Raw genomic sequence first — 12,089 nt, forward strand, 5'->3', positions numbered from 1 at the left:
GGAGGCGGGCGATGGTAAAGATTCCGGGGGAAACGGCGCAGCTGCTGACCATCGATGGCTGCCGGCTGCGCGTCCGGACCGTCGGCTCCGGCCCGGCGGTCTTCGTGCTGGTGCACGGGATCGGCGTTTCCGGCCGTTACTTTGAACCCCTCGCGGCCGAACTCGCCCGGCACGGCACCGTCCATCTGGTCGACCTGCCCGGCCACGGCGGTTTGCCCAAGCCGGAGCGAGCCCTCGACCTGGTGGATTTGGCCCGGTTGGTCCACGGCGCCCTGGACCGGCTGCGGATCGGGCCCGCGGTGCTGGTGGGTCACTCGATGGGCTGCCAGGTCGTCACCGAACTGGCCCTGCTGCACCCCGGAGCGGCCACCGCCGTGGTGCTGCTGGCACCGACCTCCAACCGGCGCGAGCGTACCGCGTGGAAGCAGGGTCTGCGGCTGTTCCAGGACGGCTTCCGGGAACCGCTGGCGGTGGACGCGATCGAAGTGACCGACTATCTGCGCTGCGGGCCGCGCTGGTACCTCTCCCTGCTGCCGGCGATGCTCGGCCAGAAACTGGAGGACCGCATCGCCGGAGTGCGGGTACCGGTGCGAATCGTCCGCGGCAGCCGGGACCCGATCGTGCCGCTGTATTGGTGCCAGGAGCTGGCCGAGGCCCTGCCGGGAACCACGGTGGACAACATCGACGGCGAGGGGCACGTGATGATGTTCCGCTCACCCGCGCCGGTGGCGCAGCTGTGCTTGGTACCGGCTGGGCCCGGCGGGGACGCCGCCGTCGGGGACCGGTCGTGAACCGGCTGCTTCGGCTGCTCCGGGTGCTGCGGCGGGCCCTGGGCTGGCTGGAGGACTACATCTACCTCGGCCGACATCACGTCCGGGGATTCCTCGCGAGGGCCGACCCGGCACAGTACCGGGGGGACCGCGCGCACAGTGGGAGTCCCGTCGTCGTTATTCCGGGTATTTACGAGTCCTGGACCTTCATGCTCCCGTTGATTGAGCATGTCCACGACCGCGGGCATCCGGTGCACGTGGTCGAGCCGCTGGGTTACAACGTCGGCAGTATCGCGCGCATGGCGGATGTCGTGGGCGACTACCTGCGTGGGCAAGGCCTGGAGAACGTGACGATCATTGCGCACAGCAAGGGCGGCCTGATCGGCAAACTCTTGATGACGACGGCGGAGTCCGCCGGGCGAGTGCAGCGGATGGTGGCCATCGGGACCCCCTTTTCCGGTTCCCGCTACGCGGCGTTTGCCGTGACGCCGATGGTCCGGGCGTTCTCGCCGAAGAACCGGATGCTGCAGCAGCTGCTGGCGAACCTGGACGTCAACCACCGGATCGTGTCCGCCTACAGCGCCTTCGACCCGCACATTCCCGGGGGCTGCTGGCTGGAAGGCGGCGTGAACATCCGGCTGGAAACCACCGGGCACTTTAAAATCCTTGCCGAGAAACGCGTTCACGACATCATCGACCAGGTGCTGGCCGGCCAGACACCGGAATAGCTGCGAGCGTCGTCGGTGGTCGATGGAGGCGGGTCTCCACGCGCTCGCTGGCGCTCGCTTGGTCGGCCACCGGGAGGTCGGCCCATTGTCCGGCCCGCCCACCGGCGTTAGTGTCGAAACCAAGGACCACTGCAGACGGATACCGGGCAGCGGCGTTGCCGTGTTGACTGCCCGAGCAAAGGAGGCAGGCATGACGACAACCAGGACAATCCGCTTGGACCGAGGTGCGCCATGGGTTCGGTAGTTGTTTTCGCCCCGTCGCCCGGACTGACCGTGACGGTGGAGGATGTCGACGGCAGCCCGGATATCCACTTTCATGCCGGCGGGCAGGGCGTCTGGCAGGCGCGGATGCTGACCGGCCTTGGCTCGTCGGTCACCATGTGCTCCGTCTTCTCCGGCGAAACCGGCACCGTCATCAGGCATTTGATCGCCGACGAGGGCGTTGAGGTCGTATCGGTGGAGGGGCAGGGCAGCAGCGGGGCCTATATCCATGACCGGCGGGAGGGCGCCCGGGAACTGGTGGCGGAGAGCCCGGGTGAAAAGCTGACCCGCCATGACCTCGACGAACTGTACGGGCAGACCTTGAAGGTCGGCATGGACGCCGGCACCGTGATCCTCAGCGGAGCAGTCCGCGAGGACGCCGTCCCCTCCGATGTCTACCGGAGACTCGCTGCCGATCTGGGCACCGCAGGCTGCCGGGTGATCGTTGACCTGACCGGCGACCGGCTCACCGCGGCGCTCGCCGGCGGCGTCTCGGTGGCGAAAATTGCCGACGACGAACTCACCGAGAGCGGGCGTGCCAGCTCGGACGAACCCGAGGCGATCATCGAGGCCATGCACGCCCTGCATGAGGAAGGGGCCGGCACGGTCATCGTGACCCGCGCGCATTTGCCCTCGCTGATGCTGCACGAGGACGAGCTCAGCCAGATCCACGTGCCCGAGATGCAGAGCGTTGACACTCGCGGAGCCGGGGATTCGCTGACCGCCGGGGTGGCCGCCACGCTGGCTGACGGCGGGTCGATGCACGAGGCGGTGGTGCTGGGCACGGCCGCCGGCGCCCTAAACGTCACCCGCCATGGCCTCGGCACCGGCGAAGAGGGTGCCATCCGCAACTTGACCAAGCTGGTGACGGTCTCGGCCTACCAGTCCGAGGAGCCGCCAGCTGACCAGCAGGCCAGTCCGGACGAACTGGCCCGAAAGGTCTGGAAACAATGAACACGCCGAAGATGGTCCTGATCACCAACGACGACGGTATTGACTCACCGGGGTTGCATGCCTTGGCCGCCGGCGCTTTGGATGCCGGTCTCAACGTGACCATCGCGGCCCCGGTCACCGAAGCCAGCGGCAGCAGCGCCTCCATCACGGCCTGGGAGGACGAGGGCCGCATCCGGGTTGAGCAGCGGACGCTGGAAGGGCTCGAATCCGTGCCGGCTTTCGCCGTGCACGGCACCCCCGGATTCATCTCCATGATCGCCACGCACGGCGCCTTTGGCGACCGGCCCGACCTGGTGCTCTCCGGGGTGAACCGCGGGGCGAACGTGGGCCGGGTGATCCTGCACTCGGGCACCGTGGGGGCCGCGCTGACCGCGGGGGTGAACGGCGGACGCGGCATGGCTGTCTCGCTGGACACCGGCCTGAACCCGGAGGGGCTGAACTGGGAGACCGCCGCGCTGCTGGCCACCGGGTTGCTGCCGTACCTGATGGATCAGCGCGCCGGCACCGTCCTGAACCTCAACGTGCCGAACGTGGACGGAACCGTGCTGCCGGAATTCCGGACCGCGACGTTGGCCGAGTTCGGCATCGTGCAAACCACGGTGGCCGAACGGGGCGAAGACCATCTCCGGTTGGCCATCGCGGACAGCCAGGAGCTGGCGCCACCGGGAAGCGACTTCGCACTGCTGGCCGCTGGCTTCGCCACGGTGACCGGAATCCAGCCGGTCACCGAAAGCCACTTGCCGGACTTCGCCGCGGTCGCGGACCGTCGTCGTTCCTAAAAATCAGTTCCCTGACACCGCGGAGCAACCGGAGGCACCATGACCCGCATAGACCGGATAGCCGAACCATGGGGGACACGGACCCCGTACGCCGCCGGGCAGGACTGGCCGGTGCGGGTGGACATGTACCTGCAGGACGGGCTGGAGCCGGAGGACGTGGACCGATGGGTGCAGACGGCCTCCATCCTGCACTCGAACGGGGACGCCCTGGACATTGCGGTCAAGGACGGCCGGATGGCTGGGGTGCGCGGGCGGGCCACCGACCGGGTCAATCACGGGCGGCTGGGACCCAAGGACCTCTATGGCTGGCAGGCGAACGCATCACCGGACCGGTTGACCAAGCCGCTCATCCGGGAGAACGGCAAGCTCGTGGAAACCGACTGGGACACCGCCATGGACCGGGTGGTGGGCCGGACCAAAAAGCTGCTGGACGAACAGGGCGGCAGCGCCATCGGTTTCTACACCACCGGTCAGCTGTTTGCCGAGGAGTATTACACGCTGGGCCTGCTGGCCCATGGCGGGCTGGGCACCAGCCATGTGGACGGCAACACTCGGCTGTGCACGGCAACGGCAGCGGCGGCGCTGAAGGCGTCGTTTGGCTGCGACGGCCAGCCCGGTTCCTATACGGACATCGACCACGCGGACGTCATCGCGCTCTACGGGCACAACATGGCGGAGACCCAGGTGGTGCTGTGGTCCCGGGTGCTGGACCGGCTGGCCGGCCCCAACCCGCCGAAAATCGTCTGTATCGATCCGCGGTCCACGCCGGTGGCGAAGGCCGCGACCGTGCACCTGGCGCCCCGGCCGGGCACCAATGTGGCGCTGATGAACGGCCTGTTGCACGAGATCATCGCCAACGATTGGGTGGACCACGAGTACGTCACGGCCCATGCCGTGGGCTACCAGGAGCTGGAACAGCGGGTGAAGGAGTATCCGCCGGAGCTCGCGGCGGACATCTGCGACGTCCCGGTGGAAAAGATCCGCGAAGCCGCCCGTGTTCTCGGCGGTGCCGAGCGGCTGTTCTCCACCGTGCTCCAGGGGTTCTACCAGTCCAATCAGGCCACCGCGGCCGCAGTCCAGGTCAATAACATCAACATCGTCCGCGGGATGCTGGGCAAACCCGGCTGCGGCATCCTGCAGATGAACGGCCAGCCGACGGCGCAGAACACCCGCGAATGCGGCGCCGACGGCGACTTCCCGGCCTTCCGCAACTGGTCCAACGACGAGCATGTCAAGGATCTGGCCCGGCTGTGGAATGTGGACCCGATGGCGATCCCGCACATGTCGCCGCCCACGCACGTGATGCAGATGATGCGGTACGTGGAGGACGGGTCCATCCGGATGCTCTGGGTCAGCGGCACCAATCCCGCCGTTTCGCTGCCGGAGCTGCGCCGGATCCGCTCGATCCTGGAACAGGAGCGGTTGTTCCTGGTGGTGCAGGACATTTTCCTCTCCGAGACCGCGCAGCTGGCGGACGTGGTGCTTCCCGCGGCGACCTGGGGCGAGAAGACCGGCACCTTCACCAACGTTGATCGGACCGTCCACCTGTCGGAGAAGGCGGTGGATCCGCCGGGGGAGGCGCGACCGGACCTGGATATTTTCCTGGATTACGCCCGGCGGCTGGATCTACGGGACAAGGACGGCGGCCCGCTGGTGAAATGGCACGACCCGGAATCGGCCTTCGAAGCGTGGAAGGAGTGCACGCGCGGCCGGCCCTGCGACTATACCGGCATCACCTACCAGAAGCTGCGCGGCGCTTCGGGCATCCAGTGGCCCTGCAACGAGGACAACCCGGACGGCACCGAACGGATCTATGCGGACGGCAAGTTCTGGAGCGCGCCGGACTACTGCGAAAGCTACGGCCGGGACCTGCTCACCGGTGCCCCGCTGGAGCCGGACGAGTACAAGGCGCTGAACCCGGACGGCAAGGCGCTGCTCAAAGCCGCTGACTATTTGCCGCCGCATGAGTTGCCCAGCCAGGACTTCCCGCTGCAGCTGATCACCGGACGGACGCTCTACCACTTCCATACCCGGACCAAGACCGGCCGGGCACCGCAACTGCAGGCGGCGGCTCCCGATGTCTGGGTGGAAATGTCCCCGGCCGATGCGGCCGCCTACGGCATTGCCGAAGGGGACCTCGCCGAGGTGGCAACGCCGCGGGGGTCCGTGCAGGCCCAGGTGCGGATCAGCGGCATCAGGGACGGCGTGCTCTTCCTTCCCTTCCACTACGGCTATTGGGACACGGATGGCGGCCACCAGCCCGACGGCGCCGGGCGCGCGGCCAACGAACTGACCATCACCGACTGGGATGCCGCGTCTAAGCAGCCCATCTACAAGACCGCCGCCGCCCGGCTCAAGAAAATTGGTGCCGGCGACGGACCGGCACCAGCTCCCACCACCACGGCCTCCGCGCCGGTCGGGGCGATTGGCCGGCAGACGGCCGGAGGCGACAGCGCCGGCGCCGACGAAGAACTGCAGACGACCCATGGGAGAGGACAGTCATGAGGATTGGCCTGGTACTGGAAGAGCTGCACCGATCCGAAAACGACCTGGCCCACGAACTGCTTCAGGTCTCCGAACGGCACAAGGTGGACCACGAGATCTACCACCTCGGCCGCGACCTGGCCCGCTGGTCGCAGCAGCACGTGCGGGAGATCGCCGAGATCGGCCGGCAGTACGGGCTGGACCTGGACCCGGAACCGAAGGACGAGGGGGCCTGGGCCGAACGGATCAGGGAAAAGGGCAGTGAACTCCTGGGCCGCCGCGGCGACGTCGGCTTGCTGCTGCTGCGCGACCTGCGGGAGGTCTATACGAAGGCGTCCGGGGTCTCCGCCGACTGGGAAATGCTGGCGCAGGCGGCCCAGGGCATCAAACACACCGACCTGCTCGGGGTGGCGCAGAAGTGCCACCCCGAGACGGTGCGCCAGATGCACTGGGCCAACTCGAAGCTCAAGGAGTCTTCGACCCAGATCCTGATCAGTTGAGCGCGGGTCAGACCAGCTGGCGCGGGATGCTGCGCTGCCAGTTCTGCGAGTAGACGCGGGGATTGCCCTTGTCCTCGTCCAGCTCGTACGCATCCAACTGTGCGTTCACCACAAAATCCGTCGGCGTGGAGGTCAGCACCGTCCTAGTCTGAACCTCGACCCGCCAGTCGCCGCGTTCGTAGCGGCGGATGGTCTGGGTCTCGCCGCGGACCGAATTCACGTCGTTCCCGCGGGAGCTATACCACTCGTTGCTGACCCGCCGGAGGTCCGTGCCGGTTTCGTCGATCCGGAACCGGCCCTGGTCATTGATGATCTCCACCGTCGACGTGCCCGACTCCAGATCGCGGATGGTCCGCCAGTGGTGGTTGCCCGGGTTCAACAGCGTGGTGGCCAGCTCCGGAGCCGCTTCCGGCTCCGCGAAGGGACGCAGCTCGCCGTCGTCGGCCCGCGGCTTGCGCACCGGGATGTCCAGGGTGCCGCCGGAGAAGATGGTGACGGTGGCCGGTTCCGGCGCCGGCCACACCAGCGGCCAGTACGACGTCGAGACCGACAGCCGCAGCCGGTGCCCGGCCGGGAACGACTGCGCCAGCCCGTTGAGTGGGATCTCGATCCGGTAGCGCTCGCCGGGTTCCAGCGGCTGCGGCTGTTCGCTGCCGTCGCGGTGAGTCAGGTTGAGCAGGCCGTAGGTGACCCGGGTGGCCTCCCCGTTCGGCGCCACATCGGAGAGCCGGACCACCAACTGGGCGACAGGCTTGTCCGAGGCGACTTCAAACGCGGCCACCGGCCGGCCGAAGACTTCAAGATCACCCTCCAGCGGTTCCGTCTCATAGACCAGCGAGCCGCCGTCCTCTTCGCGCTGGTCGGAGGGCAGGTCGGGCAGTGCGGCGTAGGACGCCCACTTGCCGGCGAACATGCCCACGCTCAGCGGCGAGAGCAGATCGACGCCGCCGCCCGGCTCCACCGGCGAGCCTTCCGGGAACAAGCCGTAACGGCCCAGCTGCCAGCGCTGGTTCTCGATGTTCGGCGACGGCCAGGACGGTTCGGCCACCCAGTGGCCGGGACGGTCCTCATAGGAGGGCTCGGGGGAGACCGCGTCCTGCATCCAGGCCCGGACCATCGGCTCGTCCATCATGCCGGTGTCCTTGTCCTTCAGCCAGTGGTCCCACCAGCGCACCGCCTCCTGCAGGAAGCCGATGGCCGGACCGGGCACGCCCAGATGCGGGTACTTGTGCCCCCAAGGGCCGATCAGGCCCTGGCGCGGCACGTCCAGGTTCTCCATCAGGCGGAAAATGGCGTTGGTGTAGCCGTCCGCCCAGCCGCCCACGGCCATGACCGGAATCTTCACCTGCGAATAGTCTTCACAGACCGACGCCGGCTTCCAATACTCGCCGCGGGTCTGATTTTCCAGCCAGGTCTCCAGCCAGAGGCCGCTGCCGGAAAGCCGCTCCTGCCACATCTCGCGCCAACGCTCGCCGACGATTTCCGGGTCCGGCGGCAGGCTGTTGAAGGCAAACATCACGGTGGCCTCGGAGAGGTTGTCGGCCAGCAGGCAGCCGCCCATGTAATGCATGTTGTCCACGTACAGGTCGTCGGTGGCCGAGGCACTGATGATCGCCTTCAAGGCCGGAGGCTGGCGGGCGGCCATCTGCAGGCTGTTGAAGCCGCCCCAGGAGATGCCCATCATTCCCACCTTGCCGTCGCACCACGGCTGGTCGGCCAGCCAGGCGATCACGTCCTCGGCGTCTTCGTGTTCCTGCGGCCGGTATTCGTCAGTCATCACGCCGTCGGAATCGCCGCTGCCGCGCATGTCCACGCGGACGCTGATGTAGCCGTGGCCGGCCATGTAGGGATGGTTCAGTTCGTCGCGGCCGCGGGAGTTGTCCCGCTTGCGGTACGGGATGTATTCGAGGATGGCCGGCACCGGAAGCTGCTCGGCCCCCTCCGGCATCCAGATCCGCGCCGCCAGCCGTGCGCCGTCGCGCATCGGAATGAAGACGTTTTCGATGGCATGGACTGTGTGCGGAAAGTTCTCGATGGTTTTCATGCAGTGCTCAGTGCTCCTTTCGGCTGTTCTCTGCACCAGGGGCCAGCACCGGGTGCGGATGCGCAGGGTACGCGTGTGCCGGGCCGCGTGGCTGCGGCCCGGCACACGCAGCGGGGCTAGGCGGCGGCGACTGCCTCGAACTCGAACGGCAGCAAGTCGACCGCGGCGTTGTAGCCCTCCACCAGCTGGTCGCGGTCATCGGCGCCCAAATACAGGATGCCGATGACGTAGCGGTAGCTGTCCTGGTTGGGCAGTTCGGACAAGCGGTCGCCCACCTGCGCCTGCAGGGTGAAACTGGCGTGCGGGATCCGCTTGGCCAGCCGGGCTATGTCCAGCTCGCCCGGGACGCTGGTCACAATGGCGTCTTCGTCGTGGAAGACCATGCACTGGGAGGCGACGGCGAATTCACCCTTGCGGTGCGGCATAGACGGTTCGACGCCCTGCGCAATGTCGATGGCGACCTCGTGGTTGGACACGCCGTCCACCTTGGCGAAGAGATCGCTGTGCGACTGGGAAATGCGGGTGTTGAACTCGATCAGCCAGAGCTGATCCTCCGCCTGATCCCACATGAATTCGGCGTTGAAGCAGCCGTTGTCGAAACCAACGTGCCGCAGGTACCGCTCGGCCAGGTCGATCATGCGCTGCTGGACGGCCTCCGGGACGCTGTTCGCCGGGTAGTCCAGCCGTTCGAAGCTGGTGCCGGCGGCGTCCTTGTGCATGTCGAAGACGCCGTGGACGTTGTAGGAGCCGCGGAACATGGTGCCTTCGGGGGCGGCCTGGGTTCCGGCGACGAACTGTTCGGCCAGACAGGTGTTCCCGCCGGCATTCTGCAATTCCGCCGGCAGGTCCACCATCTTCAGGACCTCGTTGAAGGCATCGCCGACCTGCTCGATCTCCGCCCGGATCTGCCCGATGGCGTGATTGAAGTCTTCTTCGGTGCGGATCTCGAATCCGAGGTTGGACGAGTGCGCCTTCACCGGTTTGACCCAGAAGGGGAACGGAATGTCGATCTGCTGCAAGGCACCGTCGTCGAACGGATCAAAGGAGGCGAACTGCGGAACTACCTCGGGGATGGACGCCTGCTGCTCCAGCCGGCTCCAATACTTGTGTTCGCATTTGAGCACGCTCTCCAGCGATGGCGCGGCGATGCCGTATTCCTTGGCGAGGATGGGGCCGATGACGCTGGTGGGGAAATCCCAGTGGGAGACGATCGCGTCCACGCTGCCGTCGAATTCGCGCAACTGCCGTCGTGCTGCCTCCAGCAAGCCCTGGAAATCGATCTCCTGCGCGCCGACCAGTCGGTCGTAGTCCAGCAGGCTGTGGAAAGTGTAGTTCTCGGCTCCGCGGACGGTCTCAAGTTCGCCGGCCTGAAAGTCTGTAAGTCCCAGAATAAATACGTTCTTCAAATCATGCCTCCCGTTGTTGGTGGTGACCCTCATGGACCGTGCAGGTGCACGGGCCATGGAAAGGATCGGTTGATCGGGTGGGGTATTTCGACCCAACCACGCACCAGATGGGCCGTCAAGGCACCGGGCGGGCCGGAAGGGCGGGGCCGGACAGGACGCCCGCCGCCGTCGAGGGGGCCAGACAGGGCCACTGTGATTTACGGCATGATGGGGAGATGGCGCAGAAACAGGCACCGTCGGAGCAGCCCATGAGCGACTTCTCGCAGGGCTTTGACTATCCGATGTATGTGGTCACAGCCGTGGGCGGCGGCGAACGGTCCGGCTGCCTGGTTGGCTTCGCCACGCAGTGCAGCCTGAAGCCGGCCCTGTTCTTGGTCTGCATCTCGCAGCTGAACCACACCCATCCGGTGGCGTTGGAGGCCACCGTCCTCGCGGTGCATGTGCTGGCGCGCAGCCAGCGGGCGCTCGCAGAAATCTTCGGTGAAACCACCGGCGACCAGGTGGACAAGTTCTCCCGCTGCGACTGGGAACCGGGGCCGGAGGACGTTCCGCTGCTGGCGGACGCTGCGCGGGTCATGGTGGGCCGGGTGGTGAAAAAGGTGGATCTGGGCGACCACACCGGCTTCCTGTTGGCGCCGATTGAGACTCGCGGGGGAGAGGCCACCGACCTTTTGTCCTTCAGCGACGTCAAGGATTTCGACGCCGGCCATCCCGCCTGACGCCTGCTATCCCGTCTGCTGCCGGCCATCCCTCTGACGTCGGCCATCCCGTCTGCTGCCGGCCATCCCGTCTGCTGCCGGCCATCCCGCCTGACGTCGGCTATTCCGACGGCGGCTTCCCGCCCAAGACACGAGGGCGGCGCCTCTACCGTGCCGGGCCGTTACTGCTGGGCCAGCCGTCCGCGGACCATCTCGCTGACCGCTTTGCCGTCGTAGCGGCCGGCAACCTTCTCGGTAACCGGCTTCATCACCGCTCCCATCTGCCGCATGGACAGTTCCACTCCGTCTGCCTTGAGACCGGCGATGGTGCTGTCCACAATCTCCGCCACCTCGGCTTCGCTCAACGGCTTGGGCAGGTAGGCCTCGATGATTTCGGCTTCCGCGCTCTCTGCAGCGGCCCGTTCCGACTCGCCGGCTTCGGTATAGATCCGGGCGGTATCGCGGCGTTTGGCCGCTTCCTTCTGCAACAGGGTAATGATCTGGGCATCGTCCAGCTCCACCGGCGTCTTGCCTGACTTTTCCTTGGTAGTGATCTCGCCCAGCACATTGCGGACGGTGGTCAGCGCCGTCTTGTTCCCGGCCTTCATATGGGCGACGACGTCGGCCTGCAGCTGCTCTTTCAAAGTCACGTCAGTTTCCTTGCTTCGGTGTAGGTGGTCAGTGGGTGGGTCGGTTCTGCGGGATCAGTTGTGCCGTCAGTCGGTGGCGTAGCGGGCGACAAAGTTGTGCAGGATTCGCTGCGGCACGGACACCGTCTTGTTGCGCACCTGCTCCATCACAGCCTCCGCTTGGTCGGGCGGAAAGTAGCCTGCATCCCGGTAGATCCAGATCCGGGTCAGCAGGCCTTCGGTATCCAATTCGGCGTGAAACTGGGTGGCGTAAAGGTTGTTCCGGAGCCGGAACATTTGGTACGGGCAGTGCTCCGATGCGGCCAGATGGACCGCGCCCGCGGGCAACACGGAACAGGCTTCTTTGTGTCCCACGAAGGCGCTGAATTCCCGCGGCAGGCCGGACAGCAGGGGATCGGCGGCACCGTCGTCGGTCAGCACTACCTGGACTGCGCCGATCGGCTCGCCGTATTGCCGGTCAACCACTCCGCCGCGGTGCCGTCCCAGCGTGCCCACGCCGTAGCAGGCTCCCAGGAACGGATAATCGCGGGCGACGACGGTGTCCAGCAGTTGCTCCAGCTCGGCTTCCACCCGCAGCTGGACGGACGGTTTGGCCGCGTCGTCGTCGCTGGATGTGAACGGGCTGCCGCCCAGGATGATGCCGCTGTAGTTGTCCAGATTGATGGCCGGCATCGGCCCGGCTTCCAGCCGAACGCGGCGCAGCTGATCCAGCTCCAGACCACCGAATCGGGCGAAGGCCGCATATTCCTCATCGGCTGCGGTGTCGTCGGCCCGTGTGGCCAGCAGCAGGAACGGCTTCATGCGTTGATCGTACA

Annotated in this window: 11 protein-coding genes; 7 read left to right on the top strand and 4 right to left on the bottom strand. The window is 66.7% G+C overall.

What is annotated here, in order from left to right; translation table 11 throughout:
- The first annotated feature begins 11 nt into the window (after positions 1-11).
- The 6 genes from AB0N75_RS13180 (at position 12) to AB0N75_RS13205 (ending at position 6,476) form a co-directional block, all read left to right on the top strand.
- Positions 12-791, top strand: a complete 780-nt coding sequence (locus AB0N75_RS13180; RefSeq protein WP_364650469.1) for an alpha/beta hydrolase — start codon at positions 12-14, stop codon at positions 789-791.
- A complete protein-coding gene (locus AB0N75_RS13185) occupies positions 788-1,498 on the top strand; it encodes an alpha/beta hydrolase (protein WP_364650472.1) in 711 nt (236 codons plus the stop codon). Before AB0N75_RS13180 ends, AB0N75_RS13185 begins: the two co-directional genes overlap by 4 nt.
- 231 nt (positions 1,499-1,729) lie before the next feature.
- On the top strand, positions 1,730-2,713 hold the full coding sequence (locus tag AB0N75_RS13190; protein WP_364650475.1) for a PfkB family carbohydrate kinase: 984 nt from the start codon (positions 1,730-1,732) through the stop codon (positions 2,711-2,713).
- Positions 2,710-3,492 (top strand): 5'/3'-nucleotidase SurE, encoded by a 783-nt coding sequence (locus AB0N75_RS13195; RefSeq protein WP_364650478.1) that lies wholly within the window; start codon positions 2,710-2,712, stop codon positions 3,490-3,492. Before AB0N75_RS13190 ends, AB0N75_RS13195 begins: the two co-directional genes overlap by 4 nt.
- Positions 3,493-3,531: 39 nt before the next feature.
- Positions 3,532-5,997 carry a molybdopterin oxidoreductase family protein gene (locus AB0N75_RS13200; protein ID WP_364650481.1) on the top strand — a complete coding sequence of 822 codons (2,466 nt, stop codon included), beginning with the start codon at positions 3,532-3,534 and terminating at the stop codon, positions 5,995-5,997.
- The gene (locus AB0N75_RS13205; protein WP_364650484.1) at positions 5,994-6,476 is read left to right on the top strand and encodes a hypothetical protein; all 483 of its coding nucleotides are present in this window, start codon (positions 5,994-5,996) and stop codon (positions 6,474-6,476) included. Before AB0N75_RS13200 ends, AB0N75_RS13205 begins: the two co-directional genes overlap by 4 nt.
- A gap of 7 nt (positions 6,477-6,483) precedes the next feature.
- Here AB0N75_RS13205 and AB0N75_RS13210 read toward each other — a convergent pair whose 3' ends face one another.
- Entirely contained in the window at positions 6,484-8,520 is a 2,037-nt protein-coding gene (locus AB0N75_RS13210) for a CocE/NonD family hydrolase (protein WP_364650487.1), read from the bottom strand.
- A gap of 116 nt (positions 8,521-8,636) precedes the next feature.
- A complete protein-coding gene (locus AB0N75_RS13215; protein WP_364650490.1) occupies positions 8,637-9,926 on the bottom strand; it encodes an ATP-grasp domain-containing protein in 1,290 nt (429 codons plus the stop codon).
- A 215-nt stretch (positions 9,927-10,141) separates the two neighbouring features.
- Between AB0N75_RS13215 and AB0N75_RS13220 the strand changes: the two genes are divergently transcribed.
- On the top strand, positions 10,142-10,645 hold the full coding sequence (locus tag AB0N75_RS13220; RefSeq protein ID WP_364650493.1) for a flavin reductase family protein: 504 nt from the start codon (positions 10,142-10,144) through the stop codon (positions 10,643-10,645).
- A gap of 161 nt (positions 10,646-10,806) precedes the next feature.
- Here the strand turns inward: AB0N75_RS13220 and AB0N75_RS13225 are convergent, their stop codons facing one another.
- Complete coding sequence (locus AB0N75_RS13225; protein WP_364650495.1) at positions 10,807-11,274, bottom strand: GatB/YqeY domain-containing protein; 468 nt, start codon at positions 11,272-11,274, stop codon at positions 10,807-10,809.
- 66 nt (positions 11,275-11,340) lie between these two features.
- The gene (locus AB0N75_RS13230) at positions 11,341-12,075 is read right to left on the bottom strand and encodes a glutamine amidotransferase (protein ID WP_364650498.1); all 735 of its coding nucleotides are present in this window, start codon (positions 12,073-12,075) and stop codon (positions 11,341-11,343) included.
- Positions 12,076-12,089: the final 14 nt, after the last annotated feature.

It is taken from the genome of Arthrobacter sp. NPDC089319 (assembly GCF_040684925.1).
Classification (GTDB): Bacteria; Actinomycetota; Actinomycetes; order Actinomycetales; family Micrococcaceae; genus Crystallibacter.

Coding starts and splice junctions, on each gene's coding strand:
- AB0N75_RS13180 (WP_364650469.1), top strand. CDS start 12: ATGGTAAAGATTCCGGGGGAAACGGCGCAGCTGCTGACCATCGATGGC.
- AB0N75_RS13195 (WP_364650478.1), top strand. CDS start 2,710: ATGAACACGCCGAAGATGGTCCTGATCACCAACGACGACGGTATTGAC.
- AB0N75_RS13220 (WP_364650493.1), top strand. CDS start 10,142: ATGGCGCAGAAACAGGCACCGTCGGAGCAGCCCATGAGCGACTTCTCG.
- AB0N75_RS13210 (WP_364650487.1), bottom strand. CDS start 8,520: ATGAAAACCATCGAGAACTTTCCGCACACAGTCCATGCCATCGAAAAC.
- AB0N75_RS13200 (WP_364650481.1), top strand. CDS start 3,532: ATGACCCGCATAGACCGGATAGCCGAACCATGGGGGACACGGACCCCG.
- AB0N75_RS13230 (WP_364650498.1), bottom strand. CDS start 12,075: ATGAAGCCGTTCCTGCTGCTGGCCACACGGGCCGACGACACCGCAGCC.
- AB0N75_RS13205 (WP_364650484.1), top strand. CDS start 5,994: ATGAGGATTGGCCTGGTACTGGAAGAGCTGCACCGATCCGAAAACGAC.
- AB0N75_RS13190 (WP_364650475.1), top strand. CDS start 1,730: ATGGGTTCGGTAGTTGTTTTCGCCCCGTCGCCCGGACTGACCGTGACG.